Source organism: Polaromonas sp. P4_H1 (genome assembly GCF_056400945.1).
This window is the reverse complement of the sequence record NZ_JBFUKG010000010.1, coordinates 124,782-145,563: the sequence shown is the minus strand read 5'-3', so window position 1 is coordinate 145,563 and position 20,782 is coordinate 124,782. Positions and strand designations below refer to the sequence as shown.

At 65.5% G+C, this 20,782-nt stretch carries 18 protein-coding genes; 8 read left to right on the top strand and 10 right to left on the bottom strand.

Annotated elements, in window-relative coordinates; translation table 11 throughout:
- Positions 1-14 precede the first annotated feature (14 nt).
- From AC1DS5_RS14615 to AC1DS5_RS14590, 6 genes are all read left to right on the top strand, one after another.
- Positions 15-806, top strand: a complete 792-nt coding sequence (locus AC1DS5_RS14615; RefSeq protein WP_477718970.1) for an FAD binding domain-containing protein — start codon at positions 15-17, stop codon at positions 804-806.
- A gap of 186 nt (positions 807-992) precedes the next feature.
- Positions 993-1,895 (top strand): AAA family ATPase, encoded by a 903-nt coding sequence (locus AC1DS5_RS14610; RefSeq protein ID WP_477718969.1) that lies wholly within the window; start codon positions 993-995, stop codon positions 1,893-1,895.
- Between the two features lie 212 nt (positions 1,896-2,107).
- Positions 2,108-3,292 (top strand): vWA domain-containing protein, encoded by a 1,185-nt coding sequence (locus AC1DS5_RS14605; RefSeq protein ID WP_477718968.1) that lies wholly within the window; start codon positions 2,108-2,110, stop codon positions 3,290-3,292.
- 30 nt (positions 3,293-3,322) lie between these two features.
- On the top strand, positions 3,323-3,910 hold the full coding sequence (locus AC1DS5_RS14600; protein ID WP_477718967.1) for an SRPBCC family protein: 588 nt from the start codon (positions 3,323-3,325) through the stop codon (positions 3,908-3,910).
- 167 nt (positions 3,911-4,077) lie between these two features.
- On the top strand, positions 4,078-6,183 hold the full coding sequence (locus AC1DS5_RS14595) for a TonB-dependent receptor family protein (protein WP_477719052.1): 2,106 nt from the start codon (positions 4,078-4,080) through the stop codon (positions 6,181-6,183).
- 59 nt (positions 6,184-6,242) lie between these two features.
- A complete protein-coding gene (locus tag AC1DS5_RS14590) occupies positions 6,243-7,343 on the top strand; it encodes an XdhC family protein (RefSeq protein ID WP_477718966.1) in 1,101 nt (366 codons plus the stop codon).
- Between the two features lie 61 nt (positions 7,344-7,404).
- Here AC1DS5_RS14590 and AC1DS5_RS14585 read toward each other — a convergent pair whose 3' ends face one another.
- The 9 genes from AC1DS5_RS14585 to AC1DS5_RS14545 form a co-directional block, all read right to left on the bottom strand.
- Entirely contained in the window at positions 7,405-8,424 is a 1,020-nt protein-coding gene (locus tag AC1DS5_RS14585) for a Bug family tripartite tricarboxylate transporter substrate binding protein (RefSeq protein WP_477718965.1), read from the bottom strand.
- A 73-nt stretch (positions 8,425-8,497) separates the two neighbouring features.
- Positions 8,498-9,700: an amidohydrolase family protein gene (locus tag AC1DS5_RS14580; RefSeq protein WP_477718964.1), complete on the bottom strand. Its 1,203-nt coding sequence runs from the start codon at positions 9,698-9,700 to the stop codon at positions 8,498-8,500.
- 68 nt (positions 9,701-9,768) lie between these two features.
- Positions 9,769-11,241, bottom strand: a complete 1,473-nt coding sequence (locus tag AC1DS5_RS14575) for an amidohydrolase family protein (protein WP_477718963.1) — start codon at positions 11,239-11,241, stop codon at positions 9,769-9,771.
- Between the two features lie 7 nt (positions 11,242-11,248).
- A complete protein-coding gene (locus AC1DS5_RS14570) occupies positions 11,249-12,250 on the bottom strand; it encodes an ABC transporter ATP-binding protein (protein ID WP_477718962.1) in 1,002 nt (333 codons plus the stop codon).
- Complete coding sequence (locus tag AC1DS5_RS14565; protein WP_477718961.1) at positions 12,247-13,272, bottom strand: ABC transporter ATP-binding protein; 1,026 nt, start codon at positions 13,270-13,272, stop codon at positions 12,247-12,249. Before AC1DS5_RS14565 ends, AC1DS5_RS14570 begins: the two co-directional genes overlap by 4 nt.
- Positions 13,273-13,277: 5 nt before the next feature.
- The gene (locus AC1DS5_RS14560) at positions 13,278-14,192 is read right to left on the bottom strand and encodes an ABC transporter permease (RefSeq protein ID WP_477719051.1); all 915 of its coding nucleotides are present in this window, start codon (positions 14,190-14,192) and stop codon (positions 13,278-13,280) included.
- Positions 14,193-14,211: 19 nt separating this feature from the next.
- Positions 14,212-15,180: an ABC transporter permease gene (locus AC1DS5_RS14555; RefSeq protein ID WP_477718960.1), complete on the bottom strand. Its 969-nt coding sequence runs from the start codon at positions 15,178-15,180 to the stop codon at positions 14,212-14,214.
- 73 nt (positions 15,181-15,253) lie between these two features.
- Positions 15,254-16,843, bottom strand: coding sequence for an ABC transporter substrate-binding protein (locus tag AC1DS5_RS14550; RefSeq protein ID WP_477718959.1), 1,590 nt, complete (start codon positions 16,841-16,843; stop codon positions 15,254-15,256).
- Positions 16,844-16,936: 93 nt separating this feature from the next.
- Positions 16,937-17,677 carry an aspartate/glutamate racemase family protein gene (locus AC1DS5_RS14545; RefSeq protein WP_477718958.1) on the bottom strand — a complete coding sequence of 247 codons (741 nt, stop codon included), beginning with the start codon at positions 17,675-17,677 and terminating at the stop codon, positions 16,937-16,939.
- A 188-nt stretch (positions 17,678-17,865) separates the two neighbouring features.
- Here AC1DS5_RS14545 and AC1DS5_RS14540 point away from each other — a divergent pair, with 188 nt between their 5' ends.
- Both AC1DS5_RS14540 and AC1DS5_RS14535 read left to right on the top strand, forming a co-directional pair.
- On the top strand, positions 17,866-18,606 hold the full coding sequence (locus AC1DS5_RS14540; RefSeq protein ID WP_477718957.1) for a GntR family transcriptional regulator: 741 nt from the start codon (positions 17,866-17,868) through the stop codon (positions 18,604-18,606).
- A 271-nt stretch (positions 18,607-18,877) separates the two neighbouring features.
- Positions 18,878-19,648 carry a fumarylacetoacetate hydrolase family protein gene (locus tag AC1DS5_RS14535; RefSeq protein WP_477718956.1) on the top strand — a complete coding sequence of 257 codons (771 nt, stop codon included), beginning with the start codon at positions 18,878-18,880 and terminating at the stop codon, positions 19,646-19,648.
- Positions 19,649-19,788: 140 nt separating this feature from the next.
- Here the strand turns inward: AC1DS5_RS14535 and AC1DS5_RS14530 are convergent, their stop codons facing one another.
- On the bottom strand, positions 19,789-20,766 hold the full coding sequence (locus AC1DS5_RS14530) for a Bug family tripartite tricarboxylate transporter substrate binding protein (RefSeq protein WP_477718955.1): 978 nt from the start codon (positions 20,764-20,766) through the stop codon (positions 19,789-19,791).
- Positions 20,767-20,782 lie beyond the last annotated feature (16 nt).

The following is a 20,782-nucleotide window of genomic DNA, read 5'->3' as shown; positions in this document are numbered from 1 at the left end:
AAGGAGCAACCACCATGTATGCATTCACCCTGGAGCGCCCCGCCACCCTGGCTGACGCCGCGAAGCTCGCCGCTGCCGGCGCCAAGCCGCTGGCCGGTGGCCAGACCCTGCTCGCGTCGATGAAGATGCGCCTGTCCAGCCCGGAGCAACTGGCCGACCTGAGCGGCATCAAGGAACTTGCCGGCATCAAGCGCGACGGCAATGCTTTTGTGATCGGTGCGATGACGCGCCACGCCGATGTCGCCGACAACGCCGAGCTGAAAGCGGCCTTGCCCGCGCTGGCGGACATGGCAGCCCACATCGGTGACCGCCAGGTGCGTGCGATGGGCACGCTCGGCGGCTCGGTGGCCAACAACGATCCGGCCGCCTGCTACCCCAGCGCGGTGCTGGCGCTGGGCGCAACCATTCACACGACGGCGCGCAAGATTGCCGCCGACGATTTCTTCCTCGGCATGTTCGCGACCGCGCTCAACGAGGGCGAGCTGATCACGGCGATCAGTTTTCCCATCCCCAAACGTGCGGCCTACATGAAGTTCAAGCAGCCGGCCTCGCGCTTTGCGCTGGTCGGCGTGTTCATTGCGCAGTTTGATGCCGGTGTGCGCGTGGCCATCACCGGGGCAGCCAACGGCGTGTTCCGCCATGCCGGCCTGGAAGATGCCTTGAGCAAAAGCTTTACGCCCGAAGCGGCCGCGGCCGTCAAGATTGACGCGACAGACCTCAACAGCGACATCCACGCCACAGCGGCGTACCGCGCCAACCTGATCAGCGTGCAGGCGCAGCGTGGTGTGGCGAAGGCGCTGGGCTAACCAAAAAACCAAGCAAGCAAGGCGGGGAATTTCTGCACAATCCGTTTAAATCCGTTCGGGCTGAGCTTGGCTTGTACTGAGCTTGTCGAAGTGCGAAGCCTTTCCCCAGATGCTGATTGGTATAGAGAATAGAGAGCGTTTCGACAAGCTCAACGCGAACGGAAGAAAACCGGCAGGCCGATTTCGATGACACCATTCCCAAGCATTGATGCGCTGATGCAGGCGCTGCAGGGCGCCGGCTACTTTGCCGACCGCCGGCTGGCGACAGCGGTCTTTCTGGCCCTCAGGCTGCAGCGTCCGCTGCTGCTGGAAGGCGAGCCCGGCGTCGGCAAGACCGAGCTGGCCAAGGCGCTGGCCGTGGCGCTGCAGCGGCAACTGATACGCCTGCAGTGCTACGACGGGCTGGAGCAGCGCGAAGCCCTGTACGAATGGAACTATGCGGCCCAGTTGCTGCACATGCGGGCCGTGGAAGGCCACGGCAACGCCGCCGATGTGGAGCGCGAGGTCTACCAGGACCGCTACCTGATCCGGCGCCCGCTGCTGCAGGCGCTGCAAACGCCCCCGCCGGGCGCGGTGCTGCTGATCGACGAAGTGGACCGGGCCGATGAACCCTTCGAAGCCTTTTTGCTGGAATACCTGGGCGAGTACCAGGTCAGCATTCCGGAGATCGGCACGGTGCGCGCCGAGGTGACGCCCGTCACCATCCTCACCAGCAACCGCACGCGCGAACTCCACGACGCCGTCAAGCGGCGCTGCCTGTACCACTGGCTCGACTACCCGGACCGCGAACGCGAACTCGCGATTGTGCGGGCCCAGGTACCCGAGGCCAGTGAGCAGCTGTCGGCGCAGGTCGCCGGCTTTGTCGACCGGCTGCGCCGCTCGCCGTTTGGCAATGCCTTCCAGCGTGCGCCGGGCATTGCCGAGAGCGTGGAGTGGGCCAGGGCGCTGGTCGCGCTCGACACACTGGTGGTTGACCCCGAAGTGGTGGCCGATACGGCAGGCATCCTGTTCAAGCAGCGTGAAGACGTGGCGGCGCTGACGCATGGGATGGCAGTTGAGTTGCTCAAGCCGGAGGAGGTGGCGGGATGATGCGCACTCGCCGTCCTTCGACAACTCAGGACAGATCAGGTATTCGGGGGCGAGCCCTCACCCCAGCCCTCTCCCAGAGGGAGAGGGAGCAAGTCAGTTCTTCATTCCCTCTTCCGCTGGTTCACCCCACGACCTTCCGCACGCTGGCAAGGGAGCCGGCCAGTTCTTCATTCCCTCTCCCTCTGGGAGAGGGTTAGGGTGAGGGCTCCCCCGTGCTGCTAGGCGACGCCAGGGCCGGCAAGCTGGCCGACAACATCGCCGGCTTTGGCCGGGCGTTGCGCCGGGCCGGCGTGAAAATTGACAGCCAGCGCATTGCACTGGCCAAGGAGGCCGCGCTGGCGGTCGGTGTTGCCGACAGGGAAGACCTCAGTGCCGCCTTTGAAGCGGTCATGGTCAGCCGCGAGCAGGACCGTCTGGTGTTTCGCGAGCTGTTCGATGTGTACTTCCAGGATCCGAAAGTCGCCAACAAGCTGCTGGCGCAATTGCTTCCCAGTGCCGAAGGCAAGGCCGAAGCGAGCAAGCGCCGGCCCCGCGTGCGCGAGGCGCTGTCGCCGCAAAGGACCTTTGGCCAGCAGGCCCAGCCCCGCGCCGAAGACCAGAAGGTGGAGTTCGATGCGGCCATGACCGCCAGCGACATTGAGCGCCTGCAGCATGCCGACTTCAACGCCCTGTCCGCCACCGAGTACCGCCTGGTCGAGCGGCTGGCGCGCGACATCAAATTGCCCTTGCCCATGTTTGCCTCGCGCCGCAGCCGCCCCGCCGCATCGGGCGCACGCATTCACTGGCCGGGCGTGATGCACCAGGCCGCGCGCACGGGCGGCGAACTCATGCACCTGCCGCGGCTGCAGCGGCGCGAGCAGGCCCTACCCTTGCTGGTGCTGGTCGATGTGTCGGGCTCGATGGAGCGTTATGCGCGTTTGCTGCTGGCCTTTTTGCACGCGGCCACGCGCCGCCATCCGCACCGCGACGTATTTGCCTTCGGCATGCACCTGACCGATTTGACCCCGGCGTTTCGCCAGGCCGATACCGACGAGATGCTGGCGCATGCCAGTCTGGCGATCGAAGACTTTGCCGGCGGCACGCAACTGGGCGCGTCGCTGGCCAGCCTGCGCGAACGGCATGCGCGCCGACTGGTGGGCCGGCGCACCATGGTGCTGGTCATCACCGACGGGCTGGACACCGGCGAGCCGGCCGATCTGGCGAAAGAGCTCGCCTGGCTGCGCCGGCGCAGCCGCCGCCTGCTCTGGCTCAACCCCTTGCTGCGCTTTGAAGGCTACGCGCCGCTGGCCCGCGGCGCGGCCGTGCTGCATGCCCATGCGCATGGCATGCTGGCAGTACACAATCTGAGCAAGCTCGAAGAATTGGCGACCAGCCTGGCCGCCCTGATGAAAACCTGAAAAACCAAAAAAACCTGAAAGAATCTCCCCATGGACATGCAAGGAAGCCGTCAACTGGCCGTGACCCAGCAACAAGCGTGGGATGCGCTGAACGACCCGGCCGTGCTCAAAACCTGCATACCGGGTTGCGACAAGGTGGAAGCCTCCGGCGAGAACCAGTACGCCATCGGCATGGCGCTGAAGATCGGCCCGGTATCGGCCAAATTCTCCGGCAAGATCACGCTGAGCGACATCACCCCGCCGGCCAGCTACCGGCTGTCGTTTGAAGGACAAGGCGGCCCGGCCGGTTTTGGCAAGGGGAGCGCTGCGGTCGCGCTGACGCCGGACGCCGATGGTTGCGAGCTGTCGTACACGGTCAACGCCACCGTAGGCGGCAAGATTGCGCAGCTCGGACAGCGGCTCATCGACGGCGCGGCCAAATCAATGGCGGAAGACTTCTTCAAGCGTTTTGACGAAGAAATGCAACGCCAGCACCCTGAAAGTTATGCGGCCAAGATGGTGATGGGCGATGTGGATGCCGAGCCGGTGAGTCGGGCGCACCCTGCGGGCGTGCCGGTGTGGCTCTGGGTCGGCGGTGCCGTGGTGGGGGCCCTGGTCGTGTTCTTGTTGATGTATTAGGGGCGCAGGCGCAGTGTGAAACTCCTCCTGAAAACCCGATGTGATGGACGCGGCTGTTGGCACAAGCGCTGCTGAAAGACGATGTGAAGAGCCCATCCATCGTGAGCGGCCAGCCGTTCGGGCGGCACCGGCTTCAGGCCAACAGCCAGGCATTGGCCTGGCTGGCTATGCTGGGGCTGCCCGCGCAAGCGTGGAGCCAGGCCGCCGCTCCGGAACCGGCCGTGCGCACCCTGCGTCCGGTGGTGGTGACCGTGACGCGCGGCGTCGAGCAGTCGGCGTTCGATAGCCCCGCCTCGGTCGACGTCATCGACGCCACCACGATTCAGAACGGGCAGTTGCAGGTCAACCTGTCCGAAACGATGGTGCGCGTTCCCGGCCTGGTGGCGCAGAACCGCCAGAACTATGCGCAAGACATCCAGATCTCTTCGCGGGGGTTTGGCGCGCGCTCGACTTTTGGCGTGCGCGGCCTGCGGCTCTACGCCGACGGCATCCCGGCCAGCGGCCCAGACGGGCAGGGTCAGGTGTCGCACTTCGACCTGGCTTCCGCATCGCGCATCGAGGTTTTACGCGGTCCGTACTCGGCGCTTTACGGTAACTCCTCCGGCGGTGTCATCAGCATTTTTACCGCCGACGGCGGGCCGCAAACGGTGGCCGACATCTCCAGCGCCTGGGGCAGTGATGGCGAGCAGCGCACCGGCGCCAAATTGAGCGGCAGCCAGGGCGCGGTGCAATACAACCTGAGTGCCGCGCGCTTCAGCACCGACGGCTACCGCGACCACAGTGCGGCAAGTCGCACGGGTTTTAACGGTAAGGTGAAGGCCACCGTCCACGACGATACCCGCCTGACCTTCGTTTTGAACAGCATGAAAATGCCCGATGTCCAGGACCCGCTCGGGCTGACGCGCGAAGAAATGCAGGCCAACCCGCGCCAGGCCACGCCCAATGCCTACACCTTCAACACCCGCAAGTCGGTCGATCAACTGCAGGGCGGTGCCGTGCTGGAGCATCGCCTGAGCGCGGGCCAGTCGCTGCAGCTCACTGCCTACACCGGCGAGCGCGAGACGCAGCAGTTTCAGGCGATTCCCGTGGGCACCCAGGCACCGGCAACGCATCCAGGAGGGGTGATCGACTTGCGCCGCCGCTACCACGGCCTGGATGCCCGCTGGATCAACAAGACCCGCCTGCTGGGCAAGCCCCTGACGCTGACGGCGGGCCTGTCCACCGACCAGGCCAGGGAGGCGCGGCGTGGCTTTCAGAACTTTGTGGGGAGCACGCTCGGCGTGCTGGGCGCGCTGCGGCGCGACGAGGCCAACACCGTGCGCAGCTTTGACCAATATGTGCAGGCCCAGTGGGTGGCTGCTGAACGCTGGAGCGTCTCAGCGGGCTTGCGCCACTCACGGGTGTCGTTTGACTTTCGGGACAAATACATCGTGCCCGGCAATGGCGACGACAGCGGCTCGGTCAGCTACCAGGCCAGCACACCCGTGCTGGGCGTCGTGTACCACGTGACCGATGCCACCAACCTGTATGCCACAGCGGGGCGGGGCTTTGAAACGCCGACGCTCAACGAGCTGGCCTACCGTGCCAGTGGCGGAACAGGCCCGAATTTGGCCTTGCAGAGCGCGACCAGCCGGCAATGGGAAATCGGCGCCAAAACCGAATTCATGCCGCAGTGGCGCCTGAACGCCGCCTATTTCCGGGCCCGCACGGCCAACGAGATCGTGGTGTTGAGTAACGCCGGTGGCCGCAGCACATTCCAGAACGCGGGAACCACACAGCGCGACGGCATTGAGGCCGCGCTGTCCGGGCGCTGGGGCAAGGGCTGGTCCACCTACCTGGCCGCCACTTACCTGGATGCCCGGTACGGCAACGGCTTTTTGACTTGTGTCGCCGCGCCCTGCACCACGCCCAACACCCTGGTGGCCAGTGGCAACCGCATTCCCGGTATTCCGCACGCCAGCCTTTTCGCTGAGCTGGCCTGGCAGCACAGCCCCTGGGGCCTGGAAACCGCACTGGAATGGCGCCATGTCGGCAAGATCTATGTGGATGACAGGAACACCGACACGGCGCCCCGCGCCAGCACGGTGAACCTGCGGGTGTCGCTGACGCAGAAATTGGACCGCTGGTCAGTCAGGGAATTCATCCGGGTTGACAATCTGACTGACCGCCAATACGCCGGCTCGGTGATCGTCAATGAGGGCAACGGGCGCTTCTTCGAGCCGGCGCCGGGTCGCAACTGGCTGGTCGGCGTGAACGCCGTCTATGCGTTCTGACGGAGTAGTACGGGCTCGCCGCGCCGGTGACCCGAAGCAGGCTGAAAAAAGGGTGAAGTATGGAAAACCTCGATGTCATGGTGTTGCGCACGCTGCGCGACTGGCGAACGGCGGGCAAACGCGCCTTGCTGGCCACGGTGGTGCGCACCTGGGGCTCGTCGCCGCGGCCGGTGGGCTCCATCATGGCGCTGTGTGAAGACGGCTCGGTGGTCGGCTCGGTCTCCGGCGGCTGCATTGAAGACGACCTGATTTACCAGTACACACGCGCCTATGCGTCGGCGGCCGCTCAGCCCGACGGCGCTGGTGCTGGTGCTGGCAGCCAGCAGATCCCGTCGGGTCCGCCCGCTTTTGTCAAATACGGCATCACCGCCGACGAGGCCCACCGTTTTGGCCTGCCCTGCGGCGGCACGCTGGAGCTGGTGCTGGAGTACGACCCCGACGCCAGCCAGCTGGCCCAGCTGGTCGAAGGGCTGGAAACCGGGCAGCTGATGCAGCGCAGCGTGCGCCTGAGCAATGGCGCGGTGACGCTGGCGCAGGCCACAGCACCTGCAGCGCTCAGCGTCTCGGCCACGGAACTCGTCAACACCTTCGGCCCCGAATACCGCATGCTGCTGATTGGCGCCGGCCAGCTGACCGAATACCTCGCCACCATGGCCCTGTTCAGCGGCTTTGCCGTCACCGTCTGCGATCCGCGCGAAGAATACCGCAGCGCGTGGTCGGTAGCGGGCGCCAAGGTGCTCAGCGACATGCCGGACGATGTGGTCCTCGCCTTCAAGCCGGACCGGCGCAGCTGCGTGATCGCGCTCACGCACGACCCCAAGCTTGATGACCTGGCGTTGCTCGAGGCTTTGGGCACCGATGCGTTTTATGTTGGCGCCATCGGTTCACGGCGCAACAACGAAGCACGGCACCAGCGCATGATCGAGCACTTCGGCCAGACCGAAGCCACGCTGGCCCGGCTGCGCGGCCCCATCGGCATTTACATCGGCAGCAAAACCCCGCCGGAAATTGCCGTCAGTGTGATGGCTGAAGTGCTGGCCGTGAAAAACGGCGTGGTGCTGCCGCGCGACATGGAAGTGGCGCAGGCAAAAAACGAGCGGGCCATCGCGGGTAACGCGGAAGACGCCCTGGTGTGCGGCACCAGGAGCGTGACCGCCTGATCAGTCAAGCGGCCGGCGCCCCCACTTTCCACTTTCCACTTCCCACTCCCCGGCTTCACCCTTAACCGCCGGTCTTCATCGCGGCAGGCGCAATGCTCTGGACTCGCTTGACCTCGTCGCGGATACGCTGCGTCAACGCCTGGGGCGTGCCGCCCTGGGTTTCGACGCCGGCCTTCTGCAGTTTTTGCCAGACCGCCGGCTCGCGCAAGACCTCGTTCAGCTCGCGGTTCAGGCGGGCGGTGATGGCCGGCGGCATTTTGGCCGGACCGAACAGGCCGTTCCACAGGCTGATGTCAAAGCCCTTGAGCGCCGGGGTTTCCGACAGCGACGGGATTTGCGGCGCAGCCCGGGAGCGGCCCGGGGTCGTGACGCCCAGCGCCACCATCTTGCCGGCCTCGATGTGGGGCAAGGCCGTGGGTGTCATGAAAAAAGCCAGTTCGATGTTGCCGCCCGCCACGTCGACGGCCATTTGCGCCGCGCCGCGGTAAGGCACATGGGTAATTTTGGTTCCCGCCTTCTGGTTCAGCAGCTCGCCGGCCACATGCAGCACGGTACCCACGCCGGAGGAGGCATAGCTCAGCGCACCCGGCTCCCGCTGGGCCTTGAGCAGCGCTTCCGGCGCGCTCCTGAGCCCGGATTTGGGGCTGGCCACCAGCACCAGGGGCACATCGCCAATCAGCCCGATATGGGTGAAGTCGGTTTCCCCGTTGTATTTGACCGCCGGATTGAACAGCCGGGCAATCGACACTTCGCTGCCCGAGGCCATGAACAGGGTGTAGCCGTCGGGTGCGGCATTCACCACCTTCTGGCCGGCGATGGTGCCGCCCGCACCGCTGACGTTCTCAATCACGACCGGTGTGCCCAGGCGCTTGCCCAGCGGCTCGGCGATGGTGCGCGCAATCATGTCGGCGCTGCCCCCAGCGGGGAACCCCACCACCAGGGTGATGGGCCGCTTGCCGGGCCATTCCTGCGCGTGGGACAGGCCGCTCAGGGCCGGAATGACGGCCAGGATTGCCAGCGCGCTGGCGCGGGTCAGGACGTGGCACAGGGCACGGCGTCTGGAAGTAAAAAGATCGGACACGGAAAACCTTTCAGGAAATTTCAGGGCATATGGGTGGAACGCAGGTTGTCGCCTCATGCAGGTTCATGCAAGTTCACGCAACTTCAGGCAGCAGGGACCGCCCATCACGGGCGACCACGCGGCCGCGCTTGAGCACCAGCCGGCGCGCCGGATGAAAGGCGACGGCCTCGGCGGCGGTTTCGGCTTCGACCAGCACCAGGTCGGCAGCCGAGCCCACCGCCAGGCCATAGTGTTCGACGCCCATCACCTGTGCGCCGCCGTAAGTCGCCATGCGCAGGGCGATTTCAATACCGGCATCGTCACGGAAGCCGCTGCGGTAGGCCAGCAGGTAGGCGCGCTCCAGCATGTCGCCGTTGTTCAGTGGACTCCAGGTATCGCGAATGCCATCCGACCCGGTGAACAGCCGCACCCCGCGCTCGTGCAGCAGGCGTATCGGCGGGAAGGGTGTCGGGCCCGACGGTGCGTGGGTCATGATCGCGATGTCGTTGTCCAGCAGCAGCGCGATGAGGGACTCCAGGCGCGCAGGCTCGACCCCGCCCAGGCAGAACGCGTGGCTGATCGCCACCTTGCCGGCCAGGCCCAGGCTGCGGGTGCGCTCGGCAATCATTTCGATGGTCACCGCGCCCAGGTCGCCGCGGTCATGCAGGTGAATGTCGACCCCACAACCGTGCCGGCCGGCAATGGCGAAGATCCCGTCCAGCTGGCCCTTGGGGTCGCGGTCGACACCCACGGGATCGAGTCCGCCGATCACCTCCGCGCCATCACGCACGGCCTGCTCCAGCAGCTCGAGCGTGCCCGGCCGGATCATCACGCCCGTCTGCGGGAACGCCACAAAGTCAATATCGATCCAGTCGCGATGCCTGTCGCGCATCGCCTGCACGCCATGCAGGTGCGCCAGCCCGACGTCGGGGCCCACATCGACGTGGGTGCGCACATGGGTGGTCCCGCAAGCGATCAGGCGCCTGAGCAGCCGGGCGCTCTGGACTTCGGGCGCCAGGCCCAGCGAGTCCAGCACCTGCCGCTCGTTCTGGATCTTGTCCATCAGGGTGGGACCCGCCTGGTGCGGATGCCAGGGCGTACCCCAGAGGGTCTTGTCGATATGGGCATGCGCGTCCACCAGGCCCGGTATGACCAGGCAGCCGCGGGCGTCCACAATTTCGTCCCCCGGCGCGGCGGGAAGATCGGCGCCGATGGCGGCAATGCGGCCATCCCGTACGGCGATGTCCGCGGTCTGGGAACCCCAGGGCCGGCCGCCCCGTATCATCAGATTTTGCATGGATAGTCCTTCACAGGTCATGGCTGGCAACGCTGGCGGTAGCAGCCCCCGCTGCGCTGCTGCTGCGTTCAATAATGGCTGACACCCCACAGCCGCGCCGGGGCCTGCGTCAGGTGCCGCAGGCCGCTGCGGTCGAGCATGCGCTCGGCGGCTTCATTCACCTCTTCCAGTATCTCGCTTTCGTTGACGGTCTGCACCTGGCGGTCTTCCATCAGGAGGCGGCCGTTGACGATGGTGGTGCTCACATCGGCGGCGTTGGCAAAGCAGGTGACGCGGTAGACCGGCATGTTCAGCGGCAGCATGTGGGGCTTGAACAGGTCCACCAGGATGATGTCGGCTTTCTTGCCGGCCTCCAGCGACCCAATCTCATGCTCCATGCCCAGTGCCCGGGCCGCGTCAATCGTCACCATTTCCAGCACCTTGCCATGGGGCAGCACGCCCGCGTCGCGGAAATGCCGGCGGTGGTAGTGCATGCACTGGGACATGTGGCGGAACATGTCGTAGCCGCGGTCCGGCGCGGCACCGTCCGAACCGATCGCCACCGTGACGCCGGCATCGATCAGCTCGGGCACCGGGCAGCGGCCGCGAATCGACATGATGGCGCTCGGGTTGTGCACGATGCGGGTGTCCGTCTCGCGGGTCACGGCGATGTCCTCCTCGTTCAGGTCAATGCTGTGCGACATGAAGGAAGTCGGGCCCAGCAGGCCCAGCTCGCGGTGCGCCAGGGCCAGCGTGCCGGTGCGGTGGCCATCCTGCGTGAAGGTCAGGCCGCGCGCCTTCGCGAGGCCGAAGTAATCCCTCGCCTGGCGGTGGAACTCATCGCGCAGCAGCACGTGGTCCGGCTCATGCATGGGCGCAAACACCGCCAGCGTTATGGCGATGCTCAGGCGGCCGTCGGCCCGGCCGTGGTTCTCGTCAATGATCTGGTTGCAGACCTCCAGCACCGTCGCGGCATCGACATCGCGCGAGGTCGGTGGCTCGGTCGCCCAGTCCACATAGCGCGTGGGCCCTGCAGGACGCGAAGGGCCCACCGCCACCACCGAGCGGGTGCCGGCGCGCGCCACCGCATCGCAATGCACCCTCGCGTACTTGGGGTCGTCCACCCGCATGATGGAGTCGCCGCCGCCAAACAGCGACACCCCCGTCGTCACGCCAGCCTTCAGGCGCTCCAGCGAGGTCATGGCCGACTCGGCGCGCCAGAACTGCTCATCCGATGCCGTGGTGTAGATCACGGCGCAGGCGTCCATCCAGGCGCCGGGGTCCCCCGCCCCCATGGTCCGCAGCATGCCGTGGCCGGCATGGGCATGGCTGTCGATCAGGCCGGGCAACACCGCCTTGCGGTAGGCGTTGATGGTTTTGGTGGCCGTGAAGCGGGCGCGCAGTTCCGCGGACGTGCCGACGGCCACAATGCGGTCGGCCCTGACCGCCACGGCGCCGTCCTCGATGACGCGGCGTTGCGCGTCCATGCTGATGACTGTGCCGTGCTCTATCAGAAGATCTACGTGGTCTATGCGGTCTACGTGGTCTGTGTTTTCAGTCATGGGCAACTCAGGCGAGTGAAAAGGATGAAGCGGCAGAATCAGGAGCAGTGGGATGCGCCGCGCCCGGCATGAAGCGCACGGGCTGGCCACCGCTGCCGACGGCATGGCAGGCGACCGAGACACCGTTGTCCAGCGTGCGCAGCGCCGGCGCTTCGCGGCGGCAGATGTCCATGGCCGCCGGGCAACGCGGATGAAAGGTGCAGCCTGGCGGCGGCGCCAGCGGGCTGGGCAGCTCGCCGGCCGGAAGACTCACCGGACGGCGACCCTGGCCGATGCGCGGAATGGCGGCCAGCAAGAGCTGCGTGTACGGATGGCGGGGCGCCGAGAACAGCTCGGCCGTCGGCGCCACCTCGACCAGGCGGCCCAGGTACATGACGCCGATCATGGACGAGACAAAACGCACCACGGCCAGGTTGTGGCTGATGAACAGGCTGGTCAGGCCCTCCTCTTTTTCCAGGCGCTTGAGCAGGTTCAGGATTTGCGCCTGCACCGACACATCCAGCGCGGAGGTGGGCTCGTCGCACACCAGGAAGCTGGGCTCGCCAGCCAGCGCGCGGGCGATCGACACACGCTGGCGCTGGCCGCCTGAAAATTCGTGCGGGAACTTGGCGGTATCGGCCGCCGACAGGCCCACGCGGGCCAGCAGGTCTTCCACACGCTGCTTCACATCCGCGCGCAGGCGCAGATTCTGGAAGGTGATGGGCTCGGCGATCGCATCCCCGATACGCCAGCGCGGGTTCAGCGAGGCATAGGGGTCCTGGAAAATCATCTGGGTGCGGTGCACGCGGCCGTCCACCGGCGCGCTGAACTGCATGGAGCCCGCACTGGGTTTGTCCAGCCCGGCAATCACACGGGCCAGCGTGGTCTTGCCGCAGCCCGACTCCCCCACCAGGCTGAAGGTGGAGCCCACGGGAATCTCAAAGCTCACGTTGTCCACGGCGCGCACCGTACGGCCCTGCGCCTTGAATTCGCGCGACAGGTTTTTGACACTCAAGTAAGGCATGTTCATGCTGCCACTCCTGCGACGCCTGCGGCGGCCATGCCTAGCTGCGGATGCCAGCAGGCCACCAGCGCCACGCCTTCCGGGTGCGGCATGGGCCGCGTAGTGACGCACTGCTCGGTCGCATGTTTGCAGCGCGGGTGAAAGGGGCAGCCGGTGGGCCGGGCGGACAGCCGGGGCATCGCGCCGTCGATCTGCTGCAGCCAAAGGGTGTCATGGTCGACCGGCGGGATCGAGCCCATCAGCCCGCGCGTGTAGGGGTGGCGCGGCTGGTTGACGATCTGGTCCACCGGGCCGGTCTCGGCAATGTGGCCGGCGTACATGACGGCCACGCGATCGGCGTTTTCGGAAATCACGCCCATGTCGTGCGTCACCAGCAGCACGGCGGTGCCGCGCTCACGGCACTGCGTGCGCAGCAGTTCCAGCACCTGCGCCTGCACCGAGACATCGAGCGCCGTCGTCGGTTCGTCGGCAATCACCAGATCGGGTTCGGCACACAGGGCCAGCGCGATCACGATGCGCTGGCGCATGCCGCCCGAGAACTGGTGCGGGTAGGCGTCCACGCGTTCGGCCGGCGAGGGAATGCCGACCTGGCGCAGCCACTCGATGGCCCGCTCGCGGGCTTCATCGCGGCTCATGGGCAGGTGGGTCCGCATGGTTTCCGTGAGCTGGTCGCCCACCGTCAGCAAGGGGTTGAGGCTGAGCAGCGGGTCCTGGAAGATCGCGCCGATGCGGCGGCCGCGCAGCCTGCGCATCTGGGCGGCGGGCAAGCCGTGAATGGGCTGGCCGTCAAAGATGATCTCGCCGGCGGTGACATGGGCGGGCGGATCGAGCAGGCCCAGCACGGCCATGCCGGTGATGGATTTGCCGGCGCCGGATTCACCGACAAAGCCGAGGATCTCGCCGCGCGCAATGTCGAAACTCACGTCGTCGAGCGCCGTCAGGGGGCCGTGGCGGGTAGGAATCTGCACGCGCAGGTGGCGCACCGACAGCAGGGGCGCAGCGGGTGACGCAATGTTGGAAGTGGTCATGATGATTATTTCAACCGTGGATTGAGCGCGTCGCGCAACCAGTCGCCAAACAGGTTGACACTGAGCACCAGGCCAATGAGCAGCAGCCCCGGCAACACCGTGATCCACCACTCCCCGGAAAACAGCACCTCATTGCCCAGCCGGATCAGGGTGCCCAGCGACGGCGACGTGGCCGGCACACCCAGCCCCAGAAAGCTCAGGGTGGCCTCGGTCAGCACCGCCAGTCCGATGGACAGCGTGGCGATGACCAGCACCGGGCTCAAGATGTTGGGCAGCACGTGGCGAAACAGAATGCGCGCCCGGCCCATGCCGATCAGCCGCACCGCGTTGACGTAGTCCTTGTCTTTTTCGATCATGGTGACGCTGCGCACCGTCCGGGCGTACTGCACCCAGTTGGCCAGCGCAATCGCCACCACCACAATCAGCAGCGACAGCTGCTCGTGCACGGCGCGCGGCAGCACGGTGCGCGACAGGCCGTCAATCAGCAGCGCCACCAGGATGGCCGGAAAGCTCAGCTGGACGTCGGCCGCACGCATGATGACGTTGTCCAGCCGGCCGCCGGCATAGCCGGCGATCAGCCCCAGCGTCACGCCGACCACCAGCGAGAGCAGCGTGGACGCAATACCGACCAGCAGCGACATGCGCAGGCCATACAGCATCACCGACACCATGTCGCGTCCCTGGCCGTCGGTACCCAGCAGGTATCTCAGCTGGCCACCTTCGCTCCAGGCCGGCGGCAGGCGCGCGTCCATCAGGTCCAGCGTCGTCAGGTCAAAGGGGTTTTGCGGCGCCAGCAAAGGCGCCAGCAGCGCCATGCCGATGTAGGCCAGCAGCACCAGGGCGGACAGCCAGGCTTCGGGCGAACGGCCCAGGCTCCAGGCGAGATCGGATTGGCGCCAGCGGCGCAGGGTCAGCATCATGGAATTCATGTCGTGCTCCTCAGCGCTGTGCGCGCAGGCGCGGGTCCACCGCGAAATACAGAAGGTCCACCACCATGTTGATCAGCACGAACAGCAGCGCGATCAGCAGCAGGTAGGCGGCAATCACCGGTACATCGCCAAAATTGATGGCCTGGATGATCAGCAGCCCGAGGCCCGGCCACTGGAAGACCGTTTCGGTGATGATGGAAAAGGCAATCATCGAGCCCAGCTGCAGGCCGGCCACCGTGATGATGGGAATCAGGGTGTTGCGCAGCGCGTGGCGGTAATTGATGGAGCGCTCCCGCAAGCCCCGCGCCCGTGCGAACTTGATGTACTCGCTGCGCAGCACCTCCATCATTTGCGTGCGGGTCAGGCGCATGAAGAGCGTCAGCTGGAACAGCGCCAGTGTCACGGCGGGCATAAGCAGGGACTTCCAGCCCGTCACCGTCAGAAAGCCGGTGCTCCAGACGCCCAGCATCACCGTCTCGCCACGGCCAAAGGACGGCAGCCAGTTCAGGGAGATGGAGAACAGCAGGATCAGCATGATGCCGGTCACAAATGACGGCACCGAAATGCCGACCAGTGAAATGACCTGCAGGCTGCGGGTCAGCAGCGAGCGCGGATGCAGACCCGCATACACGCCCATGGGAATGCCGACGCCCAGCGCCAGGATGGCGGCTATCAGGCTGAGCTCCAGTGTGGCGGGCAGCCGGCTGGCAATCACCCGCGATACCGGCTCGATATTGCGGTAGGACACGCCGAACTCGCCCTGCACGGCGCGCCCGACAAACTTCAGGTACTGCAGCGGCAGCGGTTGGTCGAGCCCCAGCGATTGGCGCATGGCCTCACGCTCGTTGACCGTGGCATTTTCACCGACCAGATTGCTGACCGGATCGCCAATGAAGTTAAACAGTGCAAACGACAGCATGGACACCAGCACCATCACGATGGCACCGTTGGCCAGCCGGCCCAGAAGAAAGCGCAACATCAGTTTGTCTCCCAAATAGGTGCCGATGGCTTGTCAGTCATCCACCGTGCACCCGGTTGCATGTCCGCTCGCCTTATCTCGGGGCGACGTTGACCAGCCACAGGCGAAGCTGGTTGTCGGGCGCCTGCGCCATAGCGATGCCCTTGCGCGACGCCCAAGTCACCGGCTGCTGGTGCAGCGGAATGTGGGAGACATCGGCACGCTCGATGGTCACCGCTTCCTCGATCAGCCGCGCCCGCTTGGCAGGATCGATTTCGCTGGCGATCTGCGGCATGTAGGCGTCGAACTTCGGATTGGAGTATTTACCGGCATTGAGCGAGCCTTCCTTGCCGGTGCGGGTGGCGACCACGTCCTTCAGCAAGCCGTACACATCGGCCATGGGCAGGCCGGCGTGCCCCACCATGTAGAACGACACATCATTGGAGTTCAGGCGCACGCTCCATTTGGCGGTGGGCTCGATCATCAGGTTGGTCTTGATGCCCACCTTGGCCAGCATCGAGGACATCGCCAGGCAAAGCGCTTCGTCGTACACATAGCGGTCGTTGGGGCACTGCATGCCCACGGTGAAGCCGCTGGGGTAGCCGGCCTCGGCCAGCAGGGCCTTGGCGGCCTCCGGGTTGTACGGCAGGAGGCGCTTGTTCAGTGCCACCGGCGAGCCATTGAGGGAAGGCGACAGCAGATTCCCCGCGGGCCAGGAAGCACCCCGCATGACCGAGCGCTTGAGCGCGTCCACATCGATGGCCTGGTAAACCGCCTTGCGCACGCGCACGTCCTTGAACGGATTTTTGCCTTTCACGTCGCTGTACAGCAGCTCGTCGCGGCTCTGGTCCATGCCCATGAAGATGGTGCGCAGCTCGGGGCCCTGCACGACCTCCAGCGTCGGCACCGACCTCAGGCGCTGCACATCCTGCAGCGGCACATTGATGGCCGCGTCGATGCCGCCGCTGATCAGCGACGAGGTGCGGGTGGCATCCGACTTGATGGGCGTGAACATGACCTGGGTCAGGTTGTGCTTGGGCTTGTCCCACCAGCCGGGATTGACCGCCAGCACCGTGCGCGTGTCGACCTCGCGCGAAATCAGCTTGAAGGGGCCGGTGCCGTTGGCATTGCGGTTGGCGAAGTTTTCCTTCTGCCGCCCCAGGTCGCTGGCTTCGGTGGCGCGGTTTTGCTCGGACCAGCCTTTGTCCATGACCAGCAGCTGGACCAGCTCGTTGGTGAGGGTCGGCAGTGGGCTGTTGGTCTCCACGTCAACGGTGAAGGCATCCACCTTGCGCACCTCTTTCAGGTCGCTGAGGTTGCCCTTGACCAGCGAGCCCGGCGTGTTGACGCGCTGCCATGAAAACACCACATCGTCGGCGTCGAAGCTTTCACCGTTGTGAAACTTCACCCCCTGGCGCAGGGTGAAACGCCAGACCGTGGGACTGACGACCTTCCAGGAGGTGGCGAGCGCCGGCTCGATCTGCAGCTTGTCGTTGAAGCGGACCAGCGACTCGTAGATGTTGCTGACGAATGCGTTGGTGACGCTGTTATTGGTGGAGTGGGGATCCATGGACAGGGCGTCCAGATTGGAAGACCAGGTGAAGGTGTTGGCGCCTGCTGCCGTCATCGCAAGACCGAGCGCCAGGCCAATCGCACCGCGTTTGAATGATGTCGAGATCTTCATGGAGATATCCTTTAAGGATGGGGGTTGAGGTTTGGGGATTGCCCGGGGAACGGAAATGAAAAATGGAAATGAAAATGGGAACGCAAAAATGAATCAGGCGGCCGGCGCAAACTGCGCCATGGGACCGGTGTACGACTTGACCTGCGGCGGCGCGTAGTCACCCTGCTTGCTGGTGCGCATGCCCAGGCCCACCAGCGCTTCGGCCAGCTTCACGGCCGAGGTGACGCCATCAATGACGGGAACGCCCAGCTGGCCCGTCAGTTCGGCACACAGGTCGGCCATGCCGGCGCAGCCCAGCACAATCGCACCGACACCATCCTCGGCCAGGGCACGCTCGCATTCGGCCCTGATTTTTTGTTTCAGCGCCTGGCTGGTCTGCGCCTCCAGCTCCAGCACCGCAATGCCGGTGGCCCGCACCCGCCGGCAACGGCTGACCATGCCGTAGTCCAGCAACAGGCGCTCCGCCGTTGGCACGGTGCGCGCCAGCGTGGTGACGATGCTGAACGACGCCGACACGAGACAGGCCACCTGCATGGCCGCTTCCGCAATGCCGATCACCGGCGCCCTGGCCATTTCACGCGCGGCGCGCAGGCCGGGGTCGCCGAAACAGGCAATCACGTGGGCATCCACGCCCATGGCCTCGCCGGCCTGGATCTGGGCCAGCAGCCCCGGCAGCGCCAGCGCTTCATCACTGGCGCTTTCAATCGAGGCAGGCCCGGTGAGCGACTGCACCGCCAGGATGTGCGTGCCGGCAGAAGCGACCTGACGGGCCGCCACCGCCATCTTGGCCGTCATGTCATCCGTCGTGTTCGGGTTGATGAGCTGAATCCGCATATTTTTCAAGATTGTCACAATAACTTTTGGTCAGTTTGCTAATGAAATTTCAGTAAAACCCGTTGGAATTTTAATTTTCATGAATTTATTGTGACATTAAATTCTTTGATTGTCACAATCTTTTTTTAAACGGTGACAATAAAATAAAAAATGTGGCACCATTCAGCCCTGAACTACCTAGAAGAACCATGTCCCGCCCCCCTAAAAACAAGCCCTCACTGGCCCGGCCGGAAACCGCCAGCGATGCGTCCCAAACCGAGCTGGCCGAGGAAAACCGGGTCCGCCACGCCATCGTCGAGGCCGTGCTGGCCCATCGCCTGCCCCCTGGCACCCGGCTGGTCGAAACCCGGCTGTGCGAGGCTTTTGGCGTCAACCGCTCCCTGCTGCGCCGGGTATTTGTGCGGCTGGCCGGTGAAAAAGTCATCGAGTTGCAGCACAACCGGGGCGCCACCATTGCCCAGCCGGGGCCGCAGGAAATGCACCAGGTCTTTGAGGCCCGGCAACTGATAGAGAGCGGCATCATTCGCTCGCTGAGCCAGAAAGCGACGCCGAAAACACTGGCGGCCATACGCAGCCTGGTGGCGGAGGAGCGCGCCGCCTACCTGGCCGGCGAATGGTCCAATTGGGTTCGCCTGTCCGGCGAATACCACCTGCAGGTCGCCCGCCTGCTGGGCAACACCGAGCTTGAAGATATTTTGCGCAGCCTGATTGCGCGCACCACGCTGATGATTGCGCTGTACGACTCGCCGGGCAGCAATGTCTGCTCCTTCGACGAGCACCTCGAAATCCTCGACGCCCTGGAAGGCGGCGACAGCGAGCATGCCTGCCGCCTGATGAGCCATCACCTGCACGGCGCTGAAGTCAAGCTGCGGCGTGACACCACGACACCCGAGGTGGACCTGGTCGCCCTGTTCAGCAACCCGGCCTGAACGTCGCCGCACTCGAACGTCCTTGCGTGCGCATGCGTACGCGTGAGCGGGCCTGCCTGCTCACGCACTACGAGCGCCGCGCCGGCGTTTCGCGTTTCGCGTTTCGCGTTTCGCGTTTCGCGTTTCGCGTTTCGCATCATCCATGTCAAAACTGTTATAGCTTTCCATGCGCTTGCCGCAGGCGCCGGCAAGACGACAATATCCAGGCCCATCCCGACCCATCCAGGCTTGTTCAAGCTTATTCAAGCCAACGACTCAACAGGAAAATCCCATGACAACACCCAACCAGGCCGCAGTGGCCGAAGCCATCCTGCAGGCACGCCGCAACCACCAACCCGCTGACGCGCAAGCGCTCGCCGATCACCTGACCACTGCCGACGATGCCTATGCAGTACAAGCCCTGGTGGCCCAGGCCATGCAGGGGCCGGCTGCGCCCTTCCCCCGTTGCTGGAAATCAGGCGGCCCGTCCCGCGACGCAATACTCACGCACGCGCCGCTGCCGCCTGAAGGCGTGTGGCCCAGCCCTGCGCAGGCGGGCGCATGGCCCTTCAACATCTGCCTGGTCGAGGTTGAAATTGCGCTGCGCATCGGCCGTGACGTGACCCCGGCCGATGCCGCCGGCCTGACCCATCCGCAAGCGGTCACGCTAGTGGATGCGATGGCCGTGTCGATTGAGCTGGTCGATTCGCGCTGGCGCCAGGCCCTGGACGCACCGGCCCTGCTAAAACTGGCGGACCTGCAGTCGCACAGCGCCCTGGTGCTGGGCCAATGGGTGCCTTTTGCGCCGCGTGACTGGGACGCGCAGTCCTGCACCATCCGGATTGGCGCACGGCCGGTGGTCGAGCGACGCGGCACGCACTCCATGCAGGACCCGGCCTGGGTCTTGCCGGCATGGCTGCGGCATGCGAGCCGTGATGGGCAGACGGTGCCGGCCGGCACGGTGGTGACCACCGGAACGTGGTGCGGCATATTGCCCGCCGCGCCCGGTGAACTGGTACACGCGCGCTTCGACGGCGTGGGTGAGGCGTCGGTGCAGCTCTAGACCTCTCCCTGTTACCGCAAGCCGGGGACAGGGATTCGCGCCCGGCGTGAGACGCGAATCGCCGCGAAGGCAGGACGCCTTCGCAAGGGTTTCAACGCCGCCGCCCCGCCCTGCGGCAGAGCGGCACAGCGGCGGACGGGTCAGCCGTCGACCCGGACATTGGCCTCCTGGGCCACTTTGGCCCATTTAACGATTTCACTGCGCACCAGTTCGGCAAACTTCTCGGGTGAACCGCCTCCGTCCTCGACGCCAAAGGCATCGAACTTCTCCTGCACGTCGGCCATCGCCAGCACGGTGTTGATGTCCTTGTTCATGCGCGCCGCGATGGGTGCCGGCAGCTTGCCCGGGCCCGAAAGGCCATACCAGTTGAAGGTTTCGAAGCCGGCAAAACCCTGCTCCTGCATCGTGGGCACATCGGGATAGGCTTTCACGCGCTTGCTGCGGGTTTGCGCCACCGCAATGGCGCGCCCGCTCTTGACGTGGGGCGTTGCCGCCGTCATCGTTTCAAAGCTGTACTGGATCTGCCCACCGACCAGGTCGGTCAGCAGCGGGCCGCTACCTTTGTAGGGCACATGGAGCGCGTCGACCTTGGCGCGCAGCTTGAACAGCTCCAGCGCGAAGTGCTGGGCGGTGCCGGGCCCGGCCGAGCCGAAAGTGACCACGCCCGGTTTGGCTTTGCACAAGGCCACCAGGTCCTTCACGTTTTTTGCAGGCTGGTTGGCCCCGGCAATCAGCAGGTTGGGCGTCAGGCCCAGCAACGCCACCGGCACGAAGTCACGCTCCGGGTGGTAACGCATCTTTGGCAGCACGGCGGGTGCCAGGGCATGGCTGTTGATGGTGGTCAGCAGCAAGGTGGTGCCGTCGCTCGCCTGCTGGGCCACGTATTCGGCGGCCAGGGTGCCGGACGCGCCGGCCTTGTTTTCGATGACGACGGGCTGGTTCCACAGGGCGCCCAGCTTCAGCCCCACCACGCGGGCCAGCGCATCGGCCCCGCCGCCGGGCGGAAAGCCGACGACGATGCGGATGGGCCCCGTGGGCCAGCTTTGCGCCCGCAGCGCGGGCAGGGCCAGCGCAGCGGCACCTGCGCCGGTGGCCTGGATGAAATGACGTCTTTGCATTTTTTGTCTCCTTGGA